Annotated in this window: 28 protein-coding genes and 1 riboswitch; all 28 genes read left to right on the plus strand. The window is 44.2% G+C overall.

Annotated features, from left to right (window positions below; all coding sequences use genetic code 11):
* Position 1: 1 nt before the first annotated feature.
* The 28 genes from K1I80_RS04890 (at position 2) to K1I80_RS05025 (ending at position 25443) form a co-directional block, all read left to right on the plus strand.
* Complete coding sequence (locus K1I80_RS04890; protein WP_223313172.1) at positions 2-601, plus strand: cob(I)yrinic acid a,c-diamide adenosyltransferase; 600 nt, start codon at positions 2-4, stop codon at positions 599-601.
* Between the two features lie 261 nt (positions 602-862).
* Positions 863-1011: riboswitch (adenosylcobalamin (AdoCbl) riboswitch) on the minus strand.
* Between the two features lie 310 nt (positions 1012-1321).
* Entirely contained in the window at positions 1322-2464 is a 1143-nt protein-coding gene (locus tag K1I80_RS04895) for a 1-propanol dehydrogenase PduQ (protein ID WP_223313173.1), read from the plus strand.
* 96 nt (positions 2465-2560) lie between these two features.
* Positions 2561-2905: a BMC domain-containing protein gene (locus tag K1I80_RS04900; protein WP_002898216.1), complete on the plus strand. Its 345-nt coding sequence runs from the start codon at positions 2561-2563 to the stop codon at positions 2903-2905.
* Positions 2906-2929: 24 nt separating this feature from the next.
* Positions 2930-3505: an ANTAR domain-containing response regulator gene (locus K1I80_RS04905; protein ID WP_002910490.1), complete on the plus strand. Its 576-nt coding sequence runs from the start codon at positions 2930-2932 to the stop codon at positions 3503-3505.
* Positions 3505-4941, plus strand: a complete 1437-nt coding sequence (locus K1I80_RS04910; protein WP_223312620.1) for a sensor histidine kinase — start codon at positions 3505-3507, stop codon at positions 4939-4941. Before K1I80_RS04905 ends, K1I80_RS04910 begins: the two co-directional genes overlap by 1 nt.
* Before the next feature lie 113 nt (positions 4942-5054).
* Positions 5055-6488, plus strand: a complete 1434-nt coding sequence (eutA, locus tag K1I80_RS04915) for an ethanolamine ammonia-lyase reactivating factor EutA (protein WP_223312621.1) — start codon at positions 5055-5057, stop codon at positions 6486-6488.
* 31 nt (positions 6489-6519) lie between these two features.
* A complete protein-coding gene (locus K1I80_RS04920) occupies positions 6520-7890 on the plus strand; it encodes an ethanolamine ammonia-lyase subunit EutB (RefSeq protein WP_002903902.1) in 1371 nt (456 codons plus the stop codon).
* 16 nt (positions 7891-7906) lie between these two features.
* Positions 7907-8827: an ethanolamine ammonia-lyase subunit EutC gene (gene eutC, locus K1I80_RS04925; RefSeq protein WP_002919542.1), complete on the plus strand. Its 921-nt coding sequence runs from the start codon at positions 7907-7909 to the stop codon at positions 8825-8827.
* A gap of 15 nt (positions 8828-8842) precedes the next feature.
* The gene (eutL, locus tag K1I80_RS04930; RefSeq protein ID WP_009659835.1) at positions 8843-9496 is read left to right on the plus strand and encodes an ethanolamine utilization microcompartment protein EutL; all 654 of its coding nucleotides are present in this window, start codon (positions 8843-8845) and stop codon (positions 9494-9496) included.
* 15 nt (positions 9497-9511) lie between these two features.
* Entirely contained in the window at positions 9512-10075 is a 564-nt protein-coding gene (locus K1I80_RS04935) for a BMC domain-containing protein (RefSeq protein ID WP_223313174.1), read from the plus strand.
* Between the two features lie 6 nt (positions 10076-10081).
* The gene (locus tag K1I80_RS04940) at positions 10082-11560 is read left to right on the plus strand and encodes an acetaldehyde dehydrogenase (acetylating) (RefSeq protein ID WP_223313175.1); all 1479 of its coding nucleotides are present in this window, start codon (positions 10082-10084) and stop codon (positions 11558-11560) included.
* 34 nt (positions 11561-11594) lie between these two features.
* Positions 11595-11876, plus strand: a complete 282-nt coding sequence (gene pduA, locus K1I80_RS04945) for a propanediol utilization microcompartment protein PduA (RefSeq protein ID WP_002898203.1) — start codon at positions 11595-11597, stop codon at positions 11874-11876.
* A 55-nt stretch (positions 11877-11931) separates the two neighbouring features.
* Complete coding sequence (pduA, locus tag K1I80_RS04950; RefSeq protein ID WP_002896373.1) at positions 11932-12207, plus strand: propanediol utilization microcompartment protein PduA; 276 nt, start codon at positions 11932-11934, stop codon at positions 12205-12207.
* Positions 12208-12403: 196 nt separating this feature from the next.
* The gene (locus tag K1I80_RS04955) at positions 12404-13045 is read left to right on the plus strand and encodes a hypothetical protein (RefSeq protein ID WP_223313176.1); all 642 of its coding nucleotides are present in this window, start codon (positions 12404-12406) and stop codon (positions 13043-13045) included.
* A 23-nt stretch (positions 13046-13068) separates the two neighbouring features.
* Positions 13069-13695 carry an ethanolamine utilization phosphate acetyltransferase EutD gene (gene eutD / locus K1I80_RS04960; protein WP_002896361.1) on the plus strand — a complete coding sequence of 209 codons (627 nt, stop codon included), beginning with the start codon at positions 13069-13071 and terminating at the stop codon, positions 13693-13695.
* 31 nt (positions 13696-13726) lie between these two features.
* Entirely contained in the window at positions 13727-14374 is a 648-nt protein-coding gene (locus tag K1I80_RS04965; RefSeq protein WP_002907137.1) for a hypothetical protein, read from the plus strand.
* Positions 14375-14388: 14 nt separating this feature from the next.
* Entirely contained in the window at positions 14389-14670 is a 282-nt protein-coding gene (locus K1I80_RS04970; protein WP_002896356.1) for a EutN/CcmL family microcompartment protein, read from the plus strand.
* A 16-nt stretch (positions 14671-14686) separates the two neighbouring features.
* Complete coding sequence (locus K1I80_RS04975; RefSeq protein ID WP_002907136.1) at positions 14687-15781, plus strand: ethanolamine utilization protein EutH; 1095 nt, start codon at positions 14687-14689, stop codon at positions 15779-15781.
* Between the two features lie 17 nt (positions 15782-15798).
* Positions 15799-16248 (plus strand): cupin domain-containing protein, encoded by a 450-nt coding sequence (locus tag K1I80_RS04980; protein ID WP_002898196.1) that lies wholly within the window; start codon positions 15799-15801, stop codon positions 16246-16248.
* A 412-nt stretch (positions 16249-16660) separates the two neighbouring features.
* Positions 16661-17392, plus strand: a complete 732-nt coding sequence (gene pduB, locus K1I80_RS04985; protein WP_260468011.1) for a propanediol utilization microcompartment protein PduB — start codon at positions 16661-16663, stop codon at positions 17390-17392.
* Between the two features lie 21 nt (positions 17393-17413).
* A complete protein-coding gene (locus K1I80_RS04990) occupies positions 17414-19075 on the plus strand; it encodes a propanediol/glycerol family dehydratase large subunit (RefSeq protein ID WP_002910470.1) in 1662 nt (553 codons plus the stop codon).
* Between the two features lie 11 nt (positions 19076-19086).
* Positions 19087-19755: a propanediol/glycerol family dehydratase medium subunit gene (locus K1I80_RS04995; protein WP_002898192.1), complete on the plus strand. Its 669-nt coding sequence runs from the start codon at positions 19087-19089 to the stop codon at positions 19753-19755.
* 30 nt (positions 19756-19785) lie between these two features.
* A complete protein-coding gene (locus tag K1I80_RS05000) occupies positions 19786-20301 on the plus strand; it encodes a diol dehydratase small subunit (protein WP_223313177.1) in 516 nt (171 codons plus the stop codon).
* A gap of 98 nt (positions 20302-20399) precedes the next feature.
* Positions 20400-22256 carry a diol dehydratase reactivase subunit alpha gene (locus K1I80_RS05005; RefSeq protein WP_223313178.1) on the plus strand — a complete coding sequence of 619 codons (1857 nt, stop codon included), beginning with the start codon at positions 20400-20402 and terminating at the stop codon, positions 22254-22256.
* The gene (locus tag K1I80_RS05010) at positions 22237-22617 is read left to right on the plus strand and encodes a glycerol dehydratase reactivase beta/small subunit family protein (protein WP_009659783.1); all 381 of its coding nucleotides are present in this window, start codon (positions 22237-22239) and stop codon (positions 22615-22617) included. Before K1I80_RS05005 ends, K1I80_RS05010 begins: the two co-directional genes overlap by 20 nt.
* Before the next feature lie 58 nt (positions 22618-22675).
* Complete coding sequence (locus tag K1I80_RS05015; RefSeq protein ID WP_223313179.1) at positions 22676-23209, plus strand: GlcG/HbpS family heme-binding protein; 534 nt, start codon at positions 22676-22678, stop codon at positions 23207-23209.
* A gap of 188 nt (positions 23210-23397) precedes the next feature.
* Positions 23398-24111 carry an MIP/aquaporin family protein gene (locus tag K1I80_RS05020; RefSeq protein WP_125340462.1) on the plus strand — a complete coding sequence of 238 codons (714 nt, stop codon included), beginning with the start codon at positions 23398-23400 and terminating at the stop codon, positions 24109-24111.
* A gap of 132 nt (positions 24112-24243) precedes the next feature.
* The gene (locus K1I80_RS05025) at positions 24244-25443 is read left to right on the plus strand and encodes an acetate/propionate family kinase (protein WP_223313180.1); all 1200 of its coding nucleotides are present in this window, start codon (positions 24244-24246) and stop codon (positions 25441-25443) included.
* Positions 25444-25712: the final 269 nt, after the last annotated feature.

Below are 25712 nucleotides of genomic sequence, written 5' to 3' on the forward strand. Positions count from 1 at the left end.
TATGCAACTCTATACAAAAACAGGTGACAAGGGCTTGACCAAGCTAGTTGGCGGTCAAAGTGTCGCCAAGGATGCAGAACGAGTTAATGCTTATGGAACCATTGATGAGCTGAACTCTTGGATTGGTTATACTATTACCAAGCTGGACAAGGATGATAAGCTGAGAGATGAGCTACTCCAGCTGCAGCATTATCTCTTTGACTGTGGTTCAGACCTCTCTACTCCTAAGGGAGTTTACCCTTATAAGGTCGATCAGCAGCTGATTGACTGGATCGAGGAGAGGATTGATACTTACGCAGAAATTCCACCGGCTCTGGAAAGGTTTATCCTGCCAGGCGGTGACGAGATTGCTTCCATGATTCATGTGGCTCGGACCATTGCAAGACGGGCAGAGCGTCATATCGTAGGAACGATGTGGACTACGGAAATTAACAATAATGTCCTGATTTTTGTCAACCGTCTATCAGATTACTTCTTTGCCTTGGCTCGAGTAATCAACTTTACCAAGCATCAAGAAGACATCGCCTATGAAAGAGGTGCCAAGGTCTTCCACAATATCACCAAGGCGGATGTTGAGCGTTGGGCAAGCAAGCGCCAGTGATAAAAAGAAACAGAAAAAAGTTCTGTCTTTCCAAATTGACTCTTACTGAGTCTTGGAAGGACAGAACTTATTTTGATCTTCTAAAAAAGAAAGCCGCCTATACATCGTTGTATCTTCATGCTAAGCTTCGTTGATTAGCACTAGCTTTCCAATTATTGACTCTGCTCCTTTGCAGAAAGACAAGTGAAACCTCATCTTTAGAAAATTAACGTACTTAAACGTAGAGTCAATAATGGAAACTAAGCTAAAATGTTTGTTCCAAACTGACATCACTACCTTACATCGAGGCATGAAATCTACTAAAATTTAAGAATAAAGACCTGACTTAAAGCTGAAAAGCTTATCACAGTGGCGGGACCGCGCTGGATTTGCACCAGACTTCCATATCCTTAAAAGTACTAAAATCAATTTCCTAGTAACTAGATTGTAACACCTTTCACAGGGAATTACAAGGAAAATGAACTAAATTTTAATAAAAATTTAATTCTTCAAATAAGCTTGGCTTTTCAAGGAGAAGCAGCACTAAAAACTTCTTATATTAATGACTTTTTTATTGCCATGAAAGCGCTTTTGTGTTATAATTCAATATAGTACAAAGGGGTACTGAAGATAAATAAGCAATGAAGCTATATGAAAATGCTGTGACATGTGTAGGGGAGCAGTCTTATTTTCATATAGCTTCTTTTTGTTTAAAAACAGATACAACAGAAAGGAGAAAAGATGTATAAGATTTCCTATAAGACTGAATTGCATGTGGGCAAGGGCGCTCTGCAGCAATTAAACCATTATAAAAACGAGCATATTTTAGTCGTTGCCGATCCTTTTTTGAAGACATCTGGCACGCTGGATGCTATTTTAGCCAACTTTGATGACAGCAATGATATTGTTGTTTTCACAGATATTGTGCCTGATCCGCCAATCGAAACGGTTGTGGCTGGCATCAAGAGTGCTGGAGACAAGCCAATCAGCATTGTGCTTTCTATTGGTGGAGGCTCTGCCATTGATGCTTCCAAGGCTATGTATTATTTTGCCAAGAAGCAGGGTGCCTTCTCAGAGGCCATTCTCATTGCCATTCCTACAACAAGCGGAACTGGATCTGAAGTAACGTCCTTTTCTGTAATCACGGATGCAGAGAGAGGTACCAAATATCCTTTAGTGACCAAAGAAATCCTTCCGGATGTTGCGATTTTAGATGCGGATTTGGTTCTGTCACTTCCTGGTAACATCACGGCTGACACTGGAATGGATGTACTGACCCATGCCATTGAAGCTTATGTATCGACCAAGGCTACGGACTTCTCTGATGCCTTGGCTGAAAAGGCAATCAAGCTGGTCTTTGAATACTTGCCTAAAGCCTACAAAAATGGTCAGGATGTAGAAGCGCGTGAAAAGATGCATGCAGCATCCACTCTGGCTGGTATGGCCTTTAACACAGCTTCCTTGGGTATCAATCACAGTCTGGCACATGCGGCAGGAGCTAAGTTCCATGTACCTCATGGTCGTTTAAACAGTATTTTAATGCCCCATGTCATTCAGTATAATGCTGGTATCGAATTCAACAATCGGAACCGGCAGGCGACAGACAAGACTGTAGCGAGCCGCTATCAGGATATTGCCAAACTACTGGGATGCAGTGCTTCAAGTCCTGTGTCAGGAGTAAGACAGCTGGTTGAAGCCATCAAGAAACTACAAAGAAAGCTGAAAATGCCAACTTCTCTAAGAGAATATGGTGTGAAAGCAGATGCTTTTGCTCAGTACAAGGTAGAAATTTCAGAAGCTGCTCTGCATGATGGCTGTACTCCGACTAATCCTCGCGTCCCTACGGCAGAAGAACTGCTTAAAGTATTAGAGAAAGCGTTTTAATCCTCTGAATTGCTGTTATGCCAAAATTATTGTATAATGATTAAGAGCATGCAGTACACTTCTGAACGTTTAAAATCATGAAGAAGGTTTACTAAATTGGAAGAAAAACAAAGAATGATACAGGAATACGTTCCTGGGAAACAAGTGACCTTGGCGCACCTTATCGCTAATCCTGATGAAGTCATTTTTGAAAAATTAGGATTGCAGGCAGAAATCAAGGATGCGATTGGAATCTTGACGATCACTCCAAGTGAAGCGGCTATCATTGCGGTTGATATTGCGACCAAGGCTGCGGATGTTCAAGTTGGTTTTGTGGATCGTTTCAGCGGCTCTGTCGTGATGACAGGTGACGTTTCTTCTGTTGAGGCAGCTCTCATTGCCGTTTTACAAGGTCTGGAAGAGATTTTGGGCTTCTCCAGTACTGTCGTAACGCGGACATAAAAAATCAAACTGTCGAGGGGAAGTATGAAAGGCAGAATACTAATTGTTGATGATGATCCAATTGTAAGATTAGATATCCGAAATATATTAGAGGCAGCTGATTATGAAGTGGTGGCTGAGGCATCCGATGGCTTTGAGGCTATTGATTTGTGTCAGAAATATCGTTGTGACTTGGTCATGATGGACATCAAGCTTCCACTTCTGGATGGCCTGACAGCAGGTAAGAAGATACTCGAAGACGCTTTAGCCTACAGTGTGATTCTACTGTCAGCCTACAGCGATGAACACTATGTTCAAAAAGCTAAAACCAATGGGATTAGTGCTTACTTGGTTAAACCTTTGGATGCCAAGTCCTTGATTCCAATGGTAGAGATTTGCATTGAGAAGGGCCGCCAGCTTCAGCAGATGTCCAATGAAATGGTCAAGCTGTCTAAAAAAATAGACGATCGGATTGTGATTGAAAAGGCTAAAGGCTTGCTGATGGCTCGTGATCATTTGTCAGAGCCAGAAGCTTTCAAGCGCATTCGGACAATTAGTATGCAAAAGAGAGTGCCGATGATTGAGATTGCTAAATTGCTGGTGCTCCAAGATGATGTGTAATGATGTATAAAGATAAGATAAAGCAGCTTTGTCAGGAACAGACAAATTTGGATGAGGCTGATATCGAGCATCTTGTCCAACAGGCTGACGAATTATTGAAAAACTCAGCTTATGCTAATGAAGATGTCTTCATTGACGTAAAGAATATCTTTTCGGAACATGCCATTGTCATCTTTCACAAAAAACCGGAAAGCAAGCTCAGCTTGTACGAAAAATCGGTCGTAGGTGCTATGGCTTACCTGGAAAATGAGCCAGGTGTTATCCGGACCTTGGAGACGGGGGCTCCCTCGATTGGGCTTTCGGCCAGATCGCAGGAGGGCTTAGCCATCCACCAGACGGTCTTTCCGATAGTGAGAGAAGAGCGCGTCATCGGAACGCTGATTATCGAAAAAAATGCTCCTCAGACTTTACCGGACCACTTTTCTTTGGATAAAGAGGACGACGGTTTTGGGTTGCGGAGCACTCCTGAGATTTCAGCTCAAGAGCAGTTTGTTTTATTTGATCATATTGACGAAGCTTGTCTGGTCTTTGACCAGCAGGGCTATCTCAAGTATTTCAATCAAGCAGCTGCCGATTCTTATCGCCATAAGCTGGGCTATATGGACTCGATTGAGGGAATGCACTATAGCAATCTGGTCTTAGACAGTCTGACTTTTGAAGAAATCCAGCAACTGGGACCGCAAGCCCCTCAAGAAAAACCTCACCAAGTTGAGGTACATTATGGCACTTATTGCTTTTTGGTCAAACGCTATTTGCTGGCTGAGAGTGAGAATGTGGTCATGATCTGTAAGGATATTACAGACATCAAGGAAAAGGAAGCACAGCTCTTAACCCATACAACTACCATTCGTGAAATGAACCATCGGGTAAAGAATAACTTGCAAACCGTTGTTTCCTTGCTGCGACTACAGGCTCAGCAAAGTCCAGGAGCAGACACCAAAAAAGCTCTTAACGACAGTATGAATCGTGTGCTCTCTATAGCAGCGACCCACGAGCTCCTGTCTTCTCAGCAGGATGACAGCATTCAGATTGAGCATCTGCTGAAGAGAGTTATCGAAAATGTTCAGCGTTGTTTTTCCGGGCATAGGGAAATAACCCTGACCTACAGCCTGGAACCGGAACTTTGTCTCGACAGCAGCCGGGCTACTTCACTGGCGCTAATCGTCAATGAATTACTGCAGAACAGCTATGAACATGCTTTTAAGGACAAAAAAAATCCAGAAAAACCGCAAATCCGTTTGCAGGTTGGATTTAAAAATGATATAATAACTTTAAAAGTACTGGATAATGGTAGCGGTTACAATCAAGAGCACACCTTTGAAAATCATCTGGGTCTACTCTTGGTGGAGCGTTTTGTCCAAGGAAAGTTGTTTGGAACCTTGTCTATCCACTCAGACTGTGAGGGGACGACAACGACCATTCGTTTTAAAAAATAAATACTACCAGACTAACAATGATGTCAGTCGAAAAAAGCAATGACGCTTGAAGAATGTAAATGAACTCTGTTTGTTTGCATTGCTTTGAGCGTCTTTTTTTGGAGGTTTTTAGTATGTCAGATAAAATTTTGAGTGTGGGGCTTGATATCGGGACAGCCACTACACAGCTGATCTTGTCAGAGCTTACCATCGAGAATATTGCTTCTGTGTTTACTATTCCTCGTGTCTATATTACAGATAAAAAAGTTCTTTATAAAAGTGAAATTATCTTCACACCAATTTCGGATCAACTTTTGATCGAGGTAGATAAGATCAAAAACTTTGTTCTGAATGAGTATGCGAAAGCAGGCATTCAGAAAAAAGATATTCAGATGGGAGCAGTCATCATTACTGGTGAGACAGCTCGCAAGGAAAATGCCAGTCAGGTGCTCCAAGCACTGAGTGGCTACGCTGGGGACTTTGTTGTTGCGACTGCTGGTCCAGACCTTGAGAGTATCATCGCTGGTAAAGGGGCCTGCAGCCATCAATATTCTCAAGAGCATCATACATCAGTAGTCAATATTGATATTGGTGGGGGGACTTCCAATCTGGCAGCCTTCCGAGAAGGAGATGTGATTGATACAGGATGTTTTGATATCGGAGGTCGGCTGATAAAAATCGATCCGCAGACCCAGCGGATTAGCTATATTGCTCCAAAACTGCAGACTATCATTGCAGAGCAGGGGCTTCAGCTGGCAGTTGGTGAAACGGTCCATCGGGCTGATTTGGATCGACTGATTCAAGAAATGGTCTCCGTATTAGAACAGTCTGTAGGAATTGACAATCACAGTCCTTACTATGAGCTTCTACAGACCAACCATGGTCTCAAGTTGAACTATGATCTCCACTGCGTATCTTTCTCTGGTGGTGTAGCTGATGGAATATACTTGGAAACGACCTCGGCGGATGATTTTCGCTATGGGGATATCGGTATCCTGCTAGGCAGGGCGCTGAGAAAGTCCAAGATTTTTGAACAAAAGAAGGTCATCCAGTCAGCTGAGACCATTCGGGCAACCGTTGTTGGAGCGGGCAGCCATACGACCGATGTCAGCGGCAGTACCATTACCTACATCTCTGATATCCTCCCTATTAAGAACATTCCAGTTCTCAAACTGGCAGCTTCTGATGAGCATGAGGATAAGGAGGGGCTGCAGCAGATTATCAAGGACAAGGTAGCCTGGTTCACACTGGAAAATGAAGTCCAGCAGGTGGCTTTGGCAATCAATGGAGAAAAAAGCCCAAGCTTCGCCCGAGTTTTGGAATATGCAGAGGCTATTGTCAAGGGAATGAGCGAAAGCATTGAAAAGAAAATTCCGTTGCTAGTGGTGGTCAGAGAAGATATGGCCAAGGTTCTAGGCCAATGTCTCTTTGCTCAATTGCCTAAGGATTATCCATTTGTCTGCATTGACTCAGTGGATGTTCAAAATGGCGACTATATCGATATTGGTAATCCAGTCATTGAAGGATCGGTCTTACCGATTGTCGTGAAAACATTGGTGTTTAATTAAACTTTTATTTACACTAAGGAGGAAGTAATCCATGATTTTGAAAACAAAATTGTTTGGTCGGCTTTACGAATTTAAATCCGTAAAAGAAGTGCTGGCCAAAGCCAATGAGTACAAATCAGGGGATCAGCTAGCGGGAGTAGCAGCAGAATCTGCCGAAGAGCGCGTTGCTGCTAAGGTTGTACTAGCTCAGCTGAAATTATCTGATTTGTTCAATAATCCGGTAGTGCCTTATGAAGAAGATGAGGTAACACGGATTATCATCGACGATGTCAATCTTCGTACTTACGAAAAGATTAAGAATTGGACAGTAGAAGAGTTACGTGAATGGATTTTGGATAACAAGACTAAGAACGTAGATATTCAGTGGCTGTCTCGTGGGTTGACTTCTGAAATGGTAGCAGCGGTTGCTAAGTTGATGACCAACTTGGACTTGATTGTAGCTGCCAATAAGATTGTCATTACCAAACATGCGAATACAACGATTGGTATGCCGGGAACATTCTCTTCTCGTCTTCAACCTAACCATACCACAGATGATCCAGACGGTATCATGGCTTCTACTATGGAAGGTTTTGCTTATGGATGTGGGGATGCTCTCTTGGGGTTGAACCCAGTGGATGACTCAGTAGAAAGTACCAAACGGGTCTTGCATAAGTTTAACGACTTCATCGAAGAGTACAAGATTCCAACTCAGCACTGTGTGCTAGCTCACGTTACTACTCAGATTGAAGCCATGAATCAAGGTGCTCCGACAGGTTTGGTCTTCCAATCTATCGCTGGATCTGAAAAAGGAAATGAAGCTTTTGGTTTTGATGCTAAAATCATTCAAGAAGCTTGGGATACAGCTTTGAAAGTGGGAACAGCTGCTGGACCGAATGTCATGTACTTTGAAACAGGTCAAGGTTCTGAACTTTCATCTGACGCTCACCATGGAGCAGACCAAGTGACTATGGAAGCTCGTTGTTATGGCTTCGCTAAACGCTTCGATCCATTCTTGGTAAATACCGTTGTTGGATTCATCGGACCAGAATATCTTTATGATTCTAAGCAGGTTATCCGTGCTGGTTTGGAAGACCACTTCATGGGCAAACTGACTGGTATCTCAATGGGTTGTGATATCTGCTACACTAACCACATGAAAGCTGACCAAAACGACGCTGAAAATCTCTTGGTTCTTCTCGGAGCAGCTAATGTTAACTACATCATGGCGATTCCTCATGGTGACGATATCATGCTTAACTATCAAACAACTGGTTACCATGAAACAGCAACCATGCGTTCACTTCTTAACAAACGTCCGATTAAGGAATTTGAAGAGTGGATGGAAAAGATGGGCTTGATGGAAGATGGTCACCTGACAGAAATCGGCGGAGACGGCTCCATCTTTATGAAATCAAATTAGCAAGGAGGAAATCATTGTGGATGAATTGCAATTAAAAGAAATGATTCGCTCATTGTTAAATGAGATGGGCGGCGACTCAGCTGTTAAAGAAACAGCAGCGACTGACCAGAACAAAGCTGAAAAACCTGCGGTTTCTCTGCAGGAAGAAGTCAAACAAGACACTTCAGTGATTGAAGATGGCATTATTCCGGATATAACAGAAGTAGATATTCAGGAGCAGTTCTTGGTTCCAAATGCCATCAATGAAGAAGCCTACCGGAAGATTAAGAAATTTACTCCGGCACGTCTGGGCTTATGGCGGGCAGGCGATCGCTACAAGACACAAAGTGTTTTGCGTTTCCGTGCAGACCATGCGGCAGCTCAGGATGCGGTCTTCTCCTATGTCTCAGATGACTTTATCAAGGAAATGGGCTTCATTCCTGTACAGACTAAGGCGACTACTAAAGATGAATATTTGACACGTCCAGATTTTGGCCGGGTCTTCCCAGAAGATCAGCAGGCTATTATCAAGGAAAAATGCAAACCTAATGCTAAAGTTCAGATTGTCGTTGGTGATGGTCTTAGCTCATCAGCTATCGAGGCTAACGTCAAAGACTTCCTGCCAGCTCTGAAGCAAGGTCTGAAAATGTTCGGACTGGACTTTGGTGAAGTGCTCTTTATCAAGCATGCTCGGGTTGCAGCTATGGACCAAATCGCAGAGCTGACTGGTGCAGAAGTTATCTGTATGCTGGTCGGTGAGCGTCCAGGTCTGGTAACAGCTGAGTCTATGAGTGCTTATCTGGCTTACAAGCCAACAGTTGGTATGCCAGAAGCGAAACGGACTGTTGTTTCCAATATTCATAAAGGCGGAACACCAGCCGTTGAAGCTGGAGCCTATGTAGCAGAAATCATTAAGAAGATTCTTGATAATAAGAAATCAGGAATTGATTTGAAATAATAGGAGGTAGTGGCTTTGAAAAATGATCGATTAGGTGCAAATGTATTAAGTGCCCTTCTGATTTCAAACGTGGATGCAGGTTTGGCAGCTTCTTTGGAGCTTAAACCACATCACAGAAGTCTGGGAATTATCACTTCTGACTGTGATGATGTCACTTATGTAGCCTTGGATGAAGCAACCAAGGCAGCAGATGTCGAAGTGGTCTATGCTCGTAGTATGTATGCTGGTGCAGGCAACGCTTCAACTAAGCTGGCTGGTGAAGTCATCGGTATCTTGGCTGGTCCAAACCCAGAAGAAGTTCGCAGCGGTCTGGATGTAGCAGTCTATGAAATCGAAAATGGGGCTAGCTTCTACAGTGCCAATGATGATGACAGCATTCCTTATTTTGCTCATTGTATTTCTCGTGCGGGCTCTTACCTGTCAGAGGGTGCTAATGCAGAAGAAGGAACAGCAATTGCTTACTTGATTGCTCCACCAGGTGAAGCTATGGTGGCACTGGATGCGGCTTTGAAAGCGGCAGACGTGCAAGTTGGAGCTTTCTACGGACCACCGAGTGAAACCAACTTTGCCGGCGGACTTCTGGTCGGATCACAGTCAGCATGCCGAGCTGCCTGCGACGCATTTGCGAATGCAGTCATTGCAGTAGCGAATGATCCTAAAAGTTATTGATTAGGAGTTGATTAAATGGCAGATAGAGCACTAGGTTTAATTGAAGTAAAAGGTTATCTAGGTGCTGTAGTTGCGGCAGATGCGGCTTTGAAGGCTGCCAATGTATCATTGCTTAATATTGAAACGGTCAAAGCTGGTTTGAACACAGTTCAATTAATAGGCGATGTCAGTGCAGTCCGCTCAGCGGTTGATGCGGCAGTTGAGTTGGTACAGGATAAACCTTATTATCTGGCCAGCCATGTAATTTCTAGGCTGGATAATCAGACAGACCTTCTCTTTGTACCAAAGAGAAATAGTAAAACAGTTAAAAAAGAGATTGCTTCTACGGCGGAAACAATCCCTTCAGAAAAAATCGAAGAAAAGCCTCAGCCTGTAAAGGAAACTAAGGCTGAACCAGCTAAGAAGCTTGAAGGAGAGACAAGGACCTACACCAGAGAAGAACTGGAAAAACTAAAAGTCGTCGAACTACGCAGCCTTGCCTATCATCAAGAAGGTATCCGTCTCAGCAAGAAAGAAATCAAATTTGCCAACAAGAAACTTCTCGTTGAGACTTTGATGGAAACAATAGGAGAGGAGTAATTGCGGATGTTTTTAGAAGATAAAGATTTGGTATCGATTCAGGAAGTAAGGAATTTGATTCGGGATGCAAAGAAAGCCCAAGCAGAACTTGCTAAAATGAGCCAAGAGCAAATTGATACCATTGTAAAAGTAGTAGCGAAAGCTTGTTATGATGAGCGTGAACGCCTAGCGAAGATGGCAGCTCAGGAAACAGGCTTTGGCCGCTGGGAAGACAAGGTGTTGAAAAATGCTCTTGCTTCCAAAGGTATTCTTGAAGAAATCAAGGATATGAAAACGGTTGGGGTTCTCAGCGAAGACAAGGAAAAGAAAGTCTTGGAAGTTGGGGTTCCAGTCGGTGTCATTGCTGGCTTGATTCCATCAACCAACCCGACATCAACGGTTATGTATAAGGCTTTGATCGCCTTGAAGGCAGGAAACAGTATCGTCTTCTCTCCTCACCCAAATGCTCTTAAGTGTATTGAGGAAACGGTGGAAATCATCAAGAAAGCTGCTAAATCAGCTGGCTGTCCGGATGGAGCTATCAGTGCGATTCATCGGGTATCCATCGCAGCTACCAATGAGTTGATGCGACACAAGGATACAAATCTCATTTTGGCGACTGGCGGAAATGCCATGGTCAAAGCGGCTTACTCATCTGGTACACCAGCAATCGGTGTAGGTCCTGGTAATGGTCCAGCCTTCATCGAAAGAACAGCAGATGTGCCAAAAGCAGTTCGTCAGATTTTGGATTCTAAAACCTTTGACAATGGTGTGATTTGTGCATCTGAGCAGTCCATCATCGTCGAAGAAGATATGAAGGAAAAGGTTGTAGCAGAGTTCAAGAAACAAGGTGCTTACTTTGTTCCAGCAGAAGATGCTAAGAAACTGGGTGCCTTCATTATCCAGCCAAGTGGTGCGATGAATCCGAAGATGGTTGGTAAAACACCTCAAGTGATTGCGGAGTTAGCTGGTATTTCAGTTCCAGCAGATGCTCGGGTCTTGATTGCAGAAGAAACAGGCGTCGGTAAGCAGTATCCATATTCTATGGAAAAACTGGCTCCAGTCTTAGGTTTCTACACTGTCAAGGACTGGTTGGAAGCTTGTGAGCTGAGTATTAAGATCTTGCATCATGAAGGTGCAGGCCACACTCTTGCTATTCACAGTCAAAACGAAGAAATTATTCGTGAATTTGCACTGAAAAAACCAGTATCTCGTCTGCTAATCAATACGCCAGCAGCTCTGGGTGGTGTCGGTGCAACGACTGGTCTCTTCCCAGCCTTTACTTTGGGTTGTGGAGCTGTGGGTGGCAGCGCGACATCTGATAATGTCAGCCCGCTCAATCTCTTCAATATCCGTCGTGTAGCTTACGGTACATCAGAACTGTCAGACCTGCGACAAGCAGAAAATATGGCAGTGGAAGAACCAAAAGCTGTGGCAGTTGACGGATCAAACGAAGAAGAACTGGTAACCTTGTTGGTTCAACGCGTATTGGAAAAACTAAAATAGTCAATATTAAACATTATAATTGGAGGATACAATCATGGCAAACGCAAATGCATTAGGAATGGTAGAAACAAGAGGACTTGTCGGCGCAATCGAAGCAGCTGATGCAATGGTCAAAGCCGCTAACGTAACTTTAGTTGGTAAAGAACAAGTCGGCGCTGGATTGGTAACAGTCTTGGTTCGTGGTGATGTCGGCGCAGTAAAAGCAGCGACAGATGCTGGAGCAGCTGCAGCTGAAAATGTTGGTGAATTGATTTCAGTTCACGTAATTCCACGTCCACATGCTGAAGTAGAAGTAATCTTGCCTCATCAAGAATAAGATTACAGACTTTCGGATAAAATTAAAAACAAGAAAATAATTGGAGGAAATAAACATGGCAAACGCAAATGCATTAGGAATGGTAGAAACAAAAGGACTCGTCGGCGCAATTGAAGCAGCTGATGCAATGGTCAAAGCCGCTAACGTAACTTTGATTGGTAAAGAACAAGTCGGTGCTGGTTTGGTAACTGTAATGGTTCGTGGTGATGTCGGCGCAGTCAAAGCAGCGACAGATGCTGGAGCAGCTGCAGCTGAAAATGTTGGTGAATTGATTTCAGTTCACGTAATTCCACGTCCACATGCTGAAGTGGAAGTCATTCTGCCCAAATAATCTGGGACAGATAAATATTTGCTGAAAGGGCCTGTATTGTAGTGTTCAGGCTTGATACAGGCCTCTGATGCAAATAGAATACTCAGTGAAAATGAAGCTTATGGGCAGCAGCTCGATACTAGACAGAAATGTTGATTTTCGGAGAGTATCAGATTGATTTTCACAGAGTATCAACGGAGTAGAAGGATGTGAATACATGTCAGTTTTTACAGAAGCTAAGATCAGAAAGCTTTATAGAGAATCCGTTCTCGCTGATAACGGTGTCTTTGAATTAAACAAAGATGAAAAACTGACGCCAGCAGCCAGAGGTTTTCTCAATGATCACCATATTCGAATTATCTGTTCAGGTCAGACCAAAGGGAAAACAGCCTCAGCTGCTGATGCTATCAGGGTGCCGATTACAAACCTTGAGGACTCTGCTGTGTATCCACGACTATTTAGACTGACTAAACTTTATACTTGCTTTTTGAAGAACCAGAGAGAATTGCATCAGGCTTTTCAGGATGAAAAGTGTGAGCAAGTTGGCCAACTATTGAATATAGTAGAACAAATAGTCGGCCAGTATATTCTGGATGATATTTCTGATTACCAGACAGACCTGCCTAGCAATGCAGAATTGCAGGCCATTCGGGTCAGTCGACAGCTCGATCAAGAAACGGTTATGATGAGTTATCAGGAGCCGACTTGGCAGCTGAATTGCTATGAAACATATATCGAAACGACCCTCCTGCGCAAAGAATTGGAGCAGGCTGCTGATGGTGACAGAGATCAATTTGCTTGTAAGGTTTCTCAATTATTAAAATCAATTGAAGTCTTGCTCTGGTTGATAGCAAGCTAATAACAAGAGAAAGAAGAACAGCAATGACTTTAGAAAATTTGGTAAATAAAGTAATTGATAAAGTTCAGGAAGAATTGCAGGGGTCATTTGAGGTAGAAGCGAGCGGACGTCATGTCCATTTGAGTCAGGAAGATTTGGAAGCCTTGTTTGGTCCCAACTATCAATTAACAAAAGCAAAAGACCTATCACAGCCAGGCCAGTTCGCTAGTCAGGAAAGGCTGACAGTTGTCGGTCCAAAAGGCGCTTTTCACAATGTGGTTATTCTGGGACCTGTTCGCAAACATTCTCAGGTAGAAGTTTCCCTGACCGATTGTTTGCAGCTGGGCACCAAGGCTCCCATTCGCGAAAGTGGCGATATCGAAGGAACACCGGGTGTCATCTTGGCTCATGGGGACAAGGCAGTTTGTCTGGATAAGGGCCTGATTGTAGCTAAGCGTCATGTTCATATGACACCGGAAGATGCCGAACGTCTGAATGTAAAAAATCACGAGATTGTACAAGTCAGAGTAGAAGGTGCTCGTCCGCTGATATTTGATGATGTGGTCATCCGTGTTAGTCCCAAGTTTGCGACCTATATGCATATCGACTACGATGAAGCCAATGCATGTGGTTTCAAAAAAGGAACACGCGGACGGATTATTAAAAAATAAGTCCTATGAGCAAATAAAAGGTAGGTAAAGAATGGAAAATCTAGATCATTTAGTAGATTTGATTACAGACCGCCTGATGGAAAAGTTGAAGAAAAAGCCTCAGAAACCCTCAGTATACGTCATTGGAGGCGATAAGATTCCTGACTTATTAGAAGGGGAAGGCTTTCAAGTCGTAAGAGATTCTTGCGCAGCAGAGATTATTGTTGTCGAGACACTTGGCTTTGATGCTTTTCTGAGACTCTCATCCCTTTGCCCTTTAGCGGTAGAGGAAGCAGTCATTTTAAAGAGTCTTTTGAAAGGCAAAAAAGTCCTCGTGTCAGACAGCGCCTTTGCTGTTCAGCAGTACAAGCAATCTTCTAAAGTGCACTTGTATCAGGAACTGCAGGGACAGCGCGAAAAGCTGATCCGCTACGGTCTGCAATTTTATAAAGAAGGCCAACTCTTAGCACTCCTAGAAAGCAATCATGCTGAAGAGCCTCGTCCGACTGAAAAGCGGGCGGTGACAGAAGAAGTCAGTCAGAAGGCTAAGGATCCGAGCAAGCCGGTTTTGCTTACAGAGAAGAGGCTGAGAGAAATGGGCTTACCTGAAAATGGAAGCTTTAAAATAGAAAAAGGAATGATTGTGACAGCCTTGGCGAGAGATTATCTAAAACGTCAAAAAATAGAAATCATAGAATAAAGGAGTGGGTAGAGATGTTTGTTGGTAAAGTAAAAGGAAGCCTTTGGGCGACTAGAAAAGACGAAAATTTAAATGGTTTGAAATTTTTAGTGGTCGAACGGCAGCTAAATGAACATCAAAGTGACCCAGCTCTGCTTATTGTGGCCGACTGCATCGGTGCAGGCGAAGGAGACCAAGTAATGGTAACCACTGGCAGTTCTGCCCGGATGAGCCTAAATAAGACGAATATCCCTGTGGATATGGTCGTTGTGGCTATCATTGACAAGGTTGACTATCACAGTGATGAAGAATATTAGAAACTAAGGTAATGTTATGAGTATCAATGAAATTATCATTTATATCATGGTTCTATTCATGCTAATCGGTGCAGTGGATAAATGTATCGGTGGCAAACTAGGACTAAGTGAAAAATTTGAAGAAGGTATCATGGCTATGGGAGCTTTGGCTCTTTCTATGGCTGGGATTATGGTAATCGCTCCCCTCTTGGCGGATGTCTTGAAACCAATTGTCGTGCCTTTGTATGGCTTGGTGGGCGCTGACCCGTCTATCTTTGCGACAACCTTCATTGCCAATGATATGGGAGGAGCTCCTCTGGCTCTTAGTTTGGCTCAGGATCCAGCGGTAGGAAATTTTGCTGCCTTTGTACTGGGCTCTATGATGGGGCCAACCATCGTCTTTACAATTCCAGTTGCCTTGGGTATTATCGAAAAAGATGACCGTCCGCTTTTGGCTCGCGGAATCCTATACGGTTTGGTAACTGTTCCGATTGGCTGTCTTCTTGGAGGAATTTTTGTGCCTGGTCTGCCTTTTGGAACCTTGATTGTCAATCTTATCCCGATTATCATTGTATCTGCTCTGATTTTCATAGGATTGCTTTTGGCACCTAATGCCATGATTAAAGGTTTTGAAGTGTTTGGTCAGATTATTGTTATCTTGGCAACGCTCGGTTTGGCTTTTGGTGCAGCGCAGCTTCTGACTGGAAATGAATGGCTCATCAGCCTCTATCCAAAAGGTGCTGAGACACTGAAGGAAGCCTTTGAAGTTGTCGGAACGATTGCCGTAACCTTGGCTGGAGCCTTTGGTCTGGTAGCTGTCTTTACCAAGGTAGCCAACAAACCGCTTTCTGCTATCGGAAAATCCCTAGGAATGAACGAAGTTGGTGCAGCTGGTTTGGTAGCTTCTCTGGCTAATAACATTGCCATGTTCCAGATGATGAAGGATATGGACAAACGCGGTAAGATTATTAACGTAGCCTTTGCCGTATCTGCTTCCTTTGTTATCGGAGATCACCTAGGCTTCACAGCTGGTCAAAAACCGGAAATGATTGTGCCGATGATGATTGGTAAATTTGTCGGCGGTATCACAGCGGTATTACTGGCTTTCTTCTTAACGAAGAAGGAAGCTTAGACTTGGAGGTATGAAGTATGGCAGATATTAATCGTTCTGACCTAGAAACATTGGTTCGTAAGATTTTATTGGAAGAATTAGCCACTAAAGATGGTGGGAAAAAAGTCAGCAAGGCAGGCGTAGCTTCTATCGCCCTGCCTGGTCTGGATGTTCGTCCAGAAGATCGCTTGGATACAGGTGATTCGAGCCATCAAGTTTATACACGAGACTTGCTGACCTTAGACGAAAGCCCAAGATTGGGCTTGGGTCTGATGACCATGGAAAAGACAACTTTCCCTTGGCATCTGGACTATGATGAAGTGGACTATGTTATTGAAGGGCGTCTTGATATTATCGTTGGTGACGAAGTCATGACAGCTGGCCCTGGCGAAGTACTCTTTATCCCTAAAGGCAGCGACATTCAGTTCTCTGTCAGAGATAAGGCCCGCTTTATCTATGTCACCTATCCGGCTGACTGGCAAGGCTAGTTTGTTGGATGCTGGAACTATCGGATTTACTAGAATGGCAGGACAGCGGCCTGCTGTCCTGCCATTCTGTAATGATGGAAAATAAAAAAACAGATAGAAGATGAGCAACCCTGCGAAAAGTTTATCATCTGTTATCTGTCTCTGCGATTGTTATTTTTGAAGGGAAAGGCCTGTCAAGTATATTTCTTGTAGGCTTAGCTTGGCATTCCTAAAAAAGTTGGTTAGGCTCTTTTTGAGAATGCAGAATTTTTTCCTTTATAAAAAACAACCATACTCATTCTAACAGAAAACCTTAGAATAATCTATTCTTTTGACCCGAAAAAAGTAAAAAAATGGAATCAGAAAGAGGCGTATAGTTATGGTGCTCCCCTTATCTGATTTCCTTATTCCCTAAAATTGTAAGCGCTTCAAAATATATGTCAGCGAAAGGAGCTGTCTTATGGAAAACAAATGCAATATTACAGAATTTGTCGGTGTTAATCCGATAGGCGATACAATTGGACTTGTCATTGCCAATGTGGACCAGCAGGTGCTGGATGCTATGAAGCTAGAAAAGAGTTATCGCTCAATTGGTGTAGTCGGTGCTCGTACCGGTGCGGGTCCTCATATCATGGCTGCTGATGAAGCGGTCAAAGCAACCAATACAGAAATTGTTAAAATCGAACTGCCTCGTGATACCAAGGGAGGTGCTGGACACGGAAGTTTGATTATCTTCGGTGGTGAAGATGTATCAGATGTCAGACGAGCTGTGGAAGTAACCTTGGAGGAAGTGGATCGAACCTTTGGCGATGTTTATGCTAATGATGCAGGGCATATTGAACTCCAATATACTGCGCGTGCTAGCTATGCTTGCCAGACTGCCTTTGGTGCTGAATACGGCCGTGCTTTTGGCTTGATTGTCGGAGCACCTGCAGCTATTGGTGTTGTTATGGCGGATACAGCTGTTAAGGCTGCCAACGTTACTGTTGTCGGCTATGCTTCTCCAGGAAATGGTGGTACCAGCCACTCAAACGAAGCTATCCTCTTTATCAGTGGGGATTCTGGAGCAGTTAGACAATCAGTTATCTCAGCGCGTGAAGTTGGACTGGCACTTTTAGGTAGTATGGGTGACGAGCCAACTAACTCACAGCCATCTTACATTTAAGAGTGAGAGGGAGGAAACGGTATGAGATCCAAACGTTTTGAAGTATTAAGCAAACGCCCTATCAACCAAGATGGATTTGTAAAAGAATGGGTTGAAGAAGGTTTGGTGGCTATGGAAAGTCCCAATGACCCTAAACCCAGTATCAAAATTCAAAATGGGAAAGTGGTTGAGTTAGACGGCAAACCAAAAGAAGAATTTGACCTGATTGACCAATTCATTGCCAATTATGGGATTGACCTGAGCCGAGCTGAAGAAGTTATTCAGATGGACTCACGAGAGATTGCCAATAAAATATTGACACCGAATGTACCTCGGACAGAAATCATCAAGCTGACCAAGGCCATGACTCCGGCTAAAATCATTGAAGTGGTCAATCAGATGAATGTCGTAGAAATCATGATGTGTCTGCAAAAGATGCGGACCCGTAAGCAAACAGCTACGCAAGCCCACGTCACTAATGTCAATGATAATCCAGTTCAGATTGCAGCAGATGCAGCTGAAGGGGCTCTGCGTGGTTTTGCAGAGCAGGAAACAACGGTTGCCGTAGTGCGTTATGCTCCTTTCAATGCCCTGTCACTGATGATTGGCTCCCAAGTGGGCCGTCCTGGGGTACTGACTCAGTGCTCCTTGGAAGAAGCGACAGAACTAGAATTTGGTATGCGTGGCTTTACGGCCTATGCTGAGACCATCTCTGTTTATGGTACAGAAGATGTCTTCACTGATGGAGATGATACACCTTGGTCCAAGGCCTTTCTGGCTTCCGCCTATGCCTCTCGTGGACTCAAGATGCGTTTCACTTCCGGTACGGGGTCTGAAGTGCAGATGGGACAAGCTGAAGGCAAGTCCATGCTCTATCTGGAAGCTCGCTGTCTCTATGTAACAAAAGCAGCTGGGGTTCAAGGAACTCAGAATGGATCAGTAAGCTGTATCGGTATTCCTGCAGCTGTTCCGAGTGGTATTCGGGCAGTCGTTGCTGAAAACTTGATTGCCAGCATGCTGGACTTGGAATGCGCTTCATCAAATGACCAAACCTTTACTCACTCAGACTTACGTCGCTCCGTTCGGACTTTGATGCAGTTTGCACCAGGTACAGACTTTATCAACTCTGGCTACTCTGCTACGCCAAACTATGACAATATGTTTGCCGGCTCTAACTGGGATGCGGAAGACTTTGACGACTACAATGTCTTGCAACGTGACCTGCGGGTAGACGGTGGTCTTCGTCCTGTACGAGAAGAGGAAGTTGTAAAGGTTCGGAACAAGGCAGCACGCGTTATGCAAGCTCTTTTCAAAGGCTTGGGCCTGCCGCCGATTACCGACGAAGAAGTCGAAGCAGCGACCTATGCTCATGGCTCTAAAGATATGCCAGAGCGGGATAAGGTTGAAGACATCAAGGCTGCTCAAGGTATTCTGGAACGCGGAGTTCAAGGGGCTGATTTGATCAAAGCCTTGGCTAATAATGGCTTCCCAGAAGTTGCCAATGAGCTGCTCAATTTGTTCAAGCAACGTGTAGCAGGAGATTTCCTGCAAACATCTGCTATCTTTGATCGGGATTGGAATGTTATTTCAGCGGTGAATTCACCGAATGACTATGTTGGTGTCGGTACAGGCCATCGTCTGGTCGGCGAAGAATGGGAAAAAGTCAAAGACATTCCTAAAGCGATTGACCCGCGTGATGTATAGGAGGAGCTAAGATGACAGAGATAAATGAAACTTTACTGCGCTCCATTATTGCAGAAGTGATGAAAGAGATGAGCGTCAATACCAACGAAACAGCTGCTGAAACAAGCGAAAAGCCTGTCACAAAGCCTGTGTCCAATGAAAAAGCTGTCATCCGTACAGTTGGTGTGGCTAAACCTAGCCAGTCAACGGATGAAGTCGTTATTGCAGTTGGACCTGCCTTTGGAGAACAGCAGGTGAAGACGATGGTGGACATTCCTCATACGGAAGTACTGCGTCAGCTGGTGGCTGGTATCGAAGAAGAAGGGCTCAAGGCTCGCATTGTCAAGGTCTATCGTTCTTCTGACGTTGCCTTTGTAGCGGTAGAAGGAGACCACTTGTCTGGTTCTGGCATTTCTATCGGTGTTCAGTCTAAGGGAACAACGGTTATTCACCAACGTGATTTGCCACCGCTCAGTAATCTGGAACTCTTCCCGCAGGCACCTTTGTTAACTCCTGAAACCTATCGTTTGATTGGTAAAAATGCTGCTAAGTATGCCAAGGGTGAAACACCAAATCCGGTGCCAACCCTTAACGACCAAATGGCTCGTCCTAAGTACCAGGCCTACTCAGCTTTGCTGCATATCAAGGAAACGAAACTGGTTAAAAGAGGAAAACCAGCTGATGAATGTCAGGTGATTTGATGCATATGATGTCTACAAGGAGAAATCAGAATGAGTGAATCAGTAGAAACATTAGTAAAACAAATATTAGCCGAGCTAAGCGATAGCAGCTCAGCTAGTCAAGGAGCAGCCAATCGTCCTGTCAGTTCTGATGAAGCGACAGCGGCTGATTATCCTATTTCTAAAAAACACCCAGACTGGATAAAGGTTGGTCAGGATAAGAAATTCGAAGATATTACTCTGGAAAATATCTTGTCTGGCTATGTAAAAGCAGAGGATTTGCGGATTAAGCCGGAGATTTTGATCAAGCAAGGTGAAATTGCTAAGAATGCCGGCCGCGAAGCAATCCAGTATAACTTTTCTCGGGCTGCGGAACTGACCAAGGTTCCGGATGCGCGTGTGTTGGAAATCTACAATGCCCTGCGCCCTTACCGGTCTTCCAAACAGGAATTATTGGACATTGCCAATGAATTGGAAAACCAATATGGAGCTGTTATCTGTGCGGGCTTTGTCAGAGAAGCCGCTGAAAATTATGAACGCCGCAAGAAGTTGAAAGGCGACAACTAATCCGGTTTTATCAAGGCTATTTTGGGTTGAGAAAAGATTATTATCACTGCTTTTATAAATGCTACTCAAAATAGCCTAATCTTGGTGGAGGTGAAAATGTGAAACGAATCATTGGAGTAGACATAGGCAATTCTTCTACCGAGTCTGCCTTAGCTGAAGTGCAAGATGATGGAAGCATTCACTTTCTTGCCTCAGCCATTGCGGATACAACAGGTATCAAGGGGACCAAGGAAAATGTCCACGGGATTTATCAATCTCTGAGAAAATTGATGGAGCAAATATCCTTTGAACTGGGACAAGTTGATTTGATTCGGATCAATGAAGCGACGCCTGTTATCGGTGATGTTGCCATGGAAACTATCACAGAGACGGTCATTACTGAGTCTACCATGATTGGTCATAATCCGCGTACTCCAGGCGGTCTGGGTCTGGGGATTGGACTCACGGTAGATATTCTCGACTTGGTTCATCATCCTCTTGATGGGAAATACATCGTGGTAGTGCCGAAGGTCATTGATTTTGACTTGGTTGCCCAGCTAATCAATGCCTATCTAGCCAAGGGCTATCAGATTACCGCTGCCATTCTGCAGGCGGATGATGGGGTTCTGGTCAATAACCGCATTAGCCAGAAGATTCCAATCGTGGATGAGATTCTCTTTATTGACAAGGTTCCTTTGGGAATGCAAGCTGCTGTTGAAGTAGTAGAGCAGGGAAAGGTGATTTCTCAATTATCCAATCCCTATGGTATTGCGACGGTCTTTGGCTTGAGTGCAGAAGAGACGAAAAGCATTGTTCCCATTGCCCGTGCCCTCATTGGCAACCGCTCAGCTGTCGTGATTAAGACACCGGCAGGTGACGTTCAGGCTCGGACGATTCCAGCAGGTAGTATCCAAATTATCGGCAAGGAGCATACCTTAAAGGTAGATATTTCCAAGGGTGCTGATGAGATTATGGAGAAAATTGTCTATGCTGGCGAGATTAGCAATGTTGTCGGAGAGGCGGGCACCAATGTTGGTGGCATGCTGGAGAAGGTGCGCCAAACCATGGCTGACCTGACCGAGAAAGAGCCTTCCGACATTTATATCCGTGACTTACTAGCCGTTAATACTTTTGCTCCGATTTCTGTGCGCGGTGGTGTGGCTGGAGAATTTTCTATGGAGCAGGCTGTCGGTATAGCCTCTATGGTAAATTCTGACAAGCTACAAATGTCCATCATTGCCCAAGAAGTCGAACGAGAGCTGGGTATCACTGTAGAAATCGGTGGAGCAGAAGCTGAATCAGCTATCCTCGGGGCTCTGACTACACCAGGGACGGATCGCCCCTTGGCTATTTTGGACTTAGGAGCAGGCTCGACAGATGCTTCCATTATTGATAGCATGGGTCAAATCTTGGCTGTCCATCTAGCCGGTGCCGGTGATATGGTAACCATGCTGATCAATTCGGAGTTGGGACTGGAAAATCATCATCTGGCAGAGGACATCAAACGATATCCTCTGGCCAAGGTAGAAAGTCTTTTCCATATCCGGCATGAAGACGGCACTGTTCAATTTTTTGACAAGCCGTTGTCTGGAGATTTGTTTGCCAGAGTCGTCATCGTCAAGGAAAATGATGAATTTGTTCCTATTGATGATGGAGACTACTCTATCGAAAAAATCAAACTCGTTCGGCAGTCAGCCAAGGAAAGGGTCTTTGTTACCAATGCGGTTCGAGCTCTCAAGCGCGTCAGTCCCACTCAGAATATTCGAGACATTCCTTTCGTTGTCATCGTAGGTGGCTCAGCTTTGGACTTTGAAATACCTCAGCTAGTGACCGAAGCCCTCTCTCAGCATGCCATTGTAGCTGGTCGAGGCAATGTGCGTGGCTTGGTGGGACCTCGAAATGCAGTAGCGACCGGACTGATTTTGACCTATGTCAGAGAGAAATGGGGGGCCGGCTATGGAATTAGCTTATACTAGAAAGCCCACCATTAGGTTTATTGCTACGGACAATGCTCCTGCGGATAAGGTGGCACAAATCGGCTACGGTATCGAAGAGGAAGGTATTCCTTTTAGTCTGGTCAGCCCAGATGAACTTAGCGATCCTGTATCACTAGCGCATGTGGCTGCAACTCAATCCCAGCTGTTAGTAGGGATTGCCTGTGACGGGCGAGATGCAGTCCTCCATTATCGTAACTTGCCGCTTGAAAAATTTATCTATCGTATCAAAGATTATTCCGCTATACCGGACCACGTCTTGCGCCTATTTGGTTCAAATGCAGCGCGTTTGGTCAAGGGAGTCCCGTTTAAAAAATCTGACCTGTTAGAAGCATCTTTTTGACTTGTTCCGATCGATTCAAAAAGATGTCCGTATCAACTACTGAAAAGAGGTGAAATGGATGGCTAGAGATAGAGAGAAAGACGAGCTCAGCAGTCCAGAACTATCAAGCTGGGAAGGAAACCCAGGATTGCAAGACATCATTATCCAAAAAGTCCTTGCCAGATGCCAAACCTTACTGGATAAAGAGCCTCTTCTTTTCACAAATATCTATCAGGATGCCTGGGAATTGGTAACAAGGGCCAGACGCAAGGCTGAAGAGCTGGGACTAGCCGTCGTGATAACGGTGGTTGATCCAGCAGCACAAGTTGTGATGACCTATCGTATGGAAAATGCCTTGTTAGTGAGTAACGATATGGCTTATAAGAAAGCTTATACAGCTGTCGGCATGAGAATGCAGTCCAAGGATTTAGCACCTTTAACTCAGCCTGGCCAATGGCTCTACCAGCTGGAAACGATGACTGACAATAAGGTCGTTAGTTTAGCAGGTGGCATTCCTATTTATTGCCAGTCAGAAATGATTGGCGGTATCGGCGTCAGCGGAGGAAGTTCTGAAGAAGACCAGTCCATTGCTGAGTATGCTATAGGTCTGTAGAGAAGCAATCTAGCAAATTAAATAATATCAGAGGAGAGAATACCGCTTGCAATCCATGCTTTGGAGCTAGGGATTTTCTCCTATTTCACGAGCATATTTCTCTTATACTTTCTTAGACTCTATATTGCGCTGTAGAAGCAATATAGAGGAGAGAGTATAAAGTATTTCGAAATGAAGGAGTATGGAGTATGGAAAAATATCTAGGTGAATTTTTAGGCACCATGGTTCTGATGGTTTTTGGGAATGGAATCGGAGCGTCTATTAGTCTTAATAAGAGTCTTGCAAAAGGTTTCGCTCCCAATTGGTTTACCGTTGTATTTGGCTGGGGCTTGGCAGTGACCTTGGGTGTCTATACGGCAGGATTTTATAATACTGGCGGTCACCTTAACCCAGCTGTCACTATTGCCTTTGCGGTGGGTGGCATCTTCCCTTGGGAACAAGTGGTGGGCTATATCATCGCTCAGATTCTAGGGGCTTTTGTCGGAGCGGCTATTGTAGTGCTCTTCTATTATCCCCATTTCAAAGAAACCAAGGCAGAAGAAGGCAACTCAGTTGGCGTATTTGCTACTGGACCAGCCATCCAGAATCCAGCATTTAATTTGCTCAGCGAGATCGTTGCGACTTTCTTCTTCATCTTTGCACTTTTGATGATAACGCACGGCGAAATCACGCCTGGACTCACTCCACTCTTAGTTGGCTTCCTCATTATGGCGGTCGGCTTGTCTTTGGGTTCGACGACAGGTTTTGCCCTCAACCCAGCTCGGGACTTCGGTCCGCGCCTTGCTTATGCCCTCTTGCCAGTTCCGAATAAAGGAGATGCAAACTGGGCTTATGCTTGGGTGCCAATTGTAGGACCGACTATCGGCGCTGTCTTGGCTGTCTTGGCAGTCAATGCTATGTAATATATAAAATAGTAAATAAGCTAGCCGACCAGTTGAAGCTGCTTATTTATCTAACAAGTAGCAATGGAAAATTTCAGTTTTCAAAAAACGTTATTTGAAAAAATCACTGTTTTCATTGCTCAGGAGAAAAATATGTCTAAAAAAATTTTTGCGATTAATGCGGGCAGTTCGTCATTAAAATTTCAACTGCTCAGTATGCCTGATGAAAGCCTTTTGGTGAAAGGAATTTTTGAAAAGATTGGCTTAAAGGAAGGCATTTTTAAGATTGAATTTGAAGGTCAAAAAGAAAAGGAACTGCTTGCGATTCCCTCTCATCAATTTGCGGTGGATTACCTGCTGAACTTTCTTTTGGAGCGGAAGCTGATTGCTTCTCTGGACGAGATAGATGGAGTCGGTCATCGGGTAGCACATGGCGGCGAGTCCTTTGATGATTCTGCTTTGATAGATGAGCGAGTGCTGTCCATCATTGAGAAGCTGTCCTTCTTGGCTCCTAGCCATAACCCTGTCAACTTGGTAGGGATTCGAGCTTTCCAAAAGGCCTTGCCGGAGACAGGACAAGTGGCTGTGTTTGATACAGCCTTCCATCAAAGCCTTTCAGAAGCCTATTATCTCTATCCTCTTTCCTGGGATTACTATCATAAATACGGTCTGAGAAAGTATGGTTTCCATGGAACGAGTCATAAGTATATTGCTCAAAAGGTAAAGGAGATTTGGGAAGGGCAGGGAGAAGCTGCGGAGCATTTGAAGATTATCAACTGCCATTTGGGCAATGGTGCTAGTATCTGCGCCATTAAAAATGGTCAGTCTGTCAATACTTCAATGGGATTCACCCCCTTAGCTGGCCTGATGATGGGCTCCCGCTCCGGTGACATAGATCCCATGATTCTTCCTTTTTTGCTAGAACAAGAAAAATTATCAGCCCAGCAATTAAGCGATGTCCTCAATAAAGAATCCGGTCTGCTAGCAATCTCCCAGCTCAGCAATGATTTAAGAGATGTTCTGGAAGCTTGTGATAGAGGCGATGAAAAAGCCAGTCTAGCAGTCAATATGTTTGTCAACCGCATCGCTCAGACCATTGCAAGCTACATCACAGATTTAGATGGGCTCGACGCCTTGGTTTTCACTGCTGGAATCGGGGAGAATTCAGCCTTGATCCGTAGCTTGGTCGTTCAAAAGCTCAATTGCTTAGGACTTTCTTTAAATCAGGCAGCTAACGAGCAAGGTCAGCTCTTTATTCAAAATTCCCAGTCTCAGGCTAAAATTCTCATTCTTCCAACCAACGAAGAACTGATGATTGCCCAAGACACCATGCGCTTGTTGGATTTTAAGTAGCCAAAAGAGGGGTAGAATGTCCAAGGAGTGTTAGACACTATCGGAAAAAGGTCTCTTTATCAAAAAGAAAAAACACTTGTTTATCCTTGTGCTGTTTGGACTCGAAAAGACAGAGTAAAACCTCTGCCTTTTCTTTTTTTATCCTCTAATCTCCTGCTATCTCCCGGTTCTGTAAGCACAGTTTGATGAAGCTTTTTTGCTTTTTTCATTCTTGAAAGATATAGGAAAACATGCTATAATGAAAAGAACATTCTAAAAATCAGAAAGAT

This window comes from Streptococcus sanguinis (assembly GCF_019929225.1).
In the GTDB taxonomy this organism is placed as follows: Bacteria; Bacillota; Bacilli; order Lactobacillales; family Streptococcaceae; genus Streptococcus; species Streptococcus sanguinis_J.

Excerpts from the sequence above, each read along its gene's own strand:
- K1I80_RS04890 (WP_223313172.1), top strand. The coding sequence starts at position 2 with ATGCAACTCTATACAAAAACAGGTGACAAGGGCTTGACCAAGCTAGTT.
- K1I80_RS04895 (WP_223313173.1), top strand. The coding sequence starts at position 1,322 with ATGTATAAGATTTCCTATAAGACTGAATTGCATGTGGGCAAGGGCGCT.
- K1I80_RS04905 (WP_002910490.1), top strand. The coding sequence starts at position 2,930 with ATGAAAGGCAGAATACTAATTGTTGATGATGATCCAATTGTAAGATTA.
- K1I80_RS04910 (WP_223312620.1), top strand. The coding sequence starts at position 3,505 with ATGATGTATAAAGATAAGATAAAGCAGCTTTGTCAGGAACAGACAAAT.
- eutA (WP_223312621.1), top strand. The coding sequence starts at position 5,055 with ATGTCAGATAAAATTTTGAGTGTGGGGCTTGATATCGGGACAGCCACT.
- K1I80_RS04920 (WP_002903902.1), top strand. The coding sequence starts at position 6,520 with ATGATTTTGAAAACAAAATTGTTTGGTCGGCTTTACGAATTTAAATCC.
- K1I80_RS04935 (WP_223313174.1), top strand. The coding sequence starts at position 9,512 with ATGGCAGATAGAGCACTAGGTTTAATTGAAGTAAAAGGTTATCTAGGT.
- K1I80_RS04940 (WP_223313175.1), top strand. The coding sequence starts at position 10,082 with ATGTTTTTAGAAGATAAAGATTTGGTATCGATTCAGGAAGTAAGGAAT.
- pduA (WP_002898203.1), top strand. The coding sequence starts at position 11,595 with ATGGCAAACGCAAATGCATTAGGAATGGTAGAAACAAGAGGACTTGTC.
- pduA (WP_002896373.1), top strand. The coding sequence starts at position 11,932 with ATGGCAAACGCAAATGCATTAGGAATGGTAGAAACAAAAGGACTCGTC.
- K1I80_RS04955 (WP_223313176.1), top strand. The coding sequence starts at position 12,404 with ATGTCAGTTTTTACAGAAGCTAAGATCAGAAAGCTTTATAGAGAATCC.
- eutD (WP_002896361.1), top strand. The coding sequence starts at position 13,069 with ATGACTTTAGAAAATTTGGTAAATAAAGTAATTGATAAAGTTCAGGAA.
- K1I80_RS04965 (WP_002907137.1), top strand. The coding sequence starts at position 13,727 with ATGGAAAATCTAGATCATTTAGTAGATTTGATTACAGACCGCCTGATG.
- K1I80_RS04970 (WP_002896356.1), top strand. The coding sequence starts at position 14,389 with ATGTTTGTTGGTAAAGTAAAAGGAAGCCTTTGGGCGACTAGAAAAGAC.
- K1I80_RS04975 (WP_002907136.1), top strand. The coding sequence starts at position 14,687 with ATGAGTATCAATGAAATTATCATTTATATCATGGTTCTATTCATGCTA.
- K1I80_RS04980 (WP_002898196.1), top strand. The coding sequence starts at position 15,799 with ATGGCAGATATTAATCGTTCTGACCTAGAAACATTGGTTCGTAAGATT.
- K1I80_RS04990 (WP_002910470.1), top strand. The coding sequence starts at position 17,414 with ATGAGATCCAAACGTTTTGAAGTATTAAGCAAACGCCCTATCAACCAA.
- K1I80_RS04995 (WP_002898192.1), top strand. The coding sequence starts at position 19,087 with ATGACAGAGATAAATGAAACTTTACTGCGCTCCATTATTGCAGAAGTG.
- K1I80_RS05000 (WP_223313177.1), top strand. The coding sequence starts at position 19,786 with ATGAGTGAATCAGTAGAAACATTAGTAAAACAAATATTAGCCGAGCTA.
- K1I80_RS05010 (WP_009659783.1), top strand. The coding sequence starts at position 22,237 with ATGGAATTAGCTTATACTAGAAAGCCCACCATTAGGTTTATTGCTACG.
- K1I80_RS05015 (WP_223313179.1), top strand. The coding sequence starts at position 22,676 with ATGGCTAGAGATAGAGAGAAAGACGAGCTCAGCAGTCCAGAACTATCA.
- K1I80_RS05020 (WP_125340462.1), top strand. The coding sequence starts at position 23,398 with ATGGAAAAATATCTAGGTGAATTTTTAGGCACCATGGTTCTGATGGTT.
- K1I80_RS05025 (WP_223313180.1), top strand. The coding sequence starts at position 24,244 with ATGTCTAAAAAAATTTTTGCGATTAATGCGGGCAGTTCGTCATTAAAA.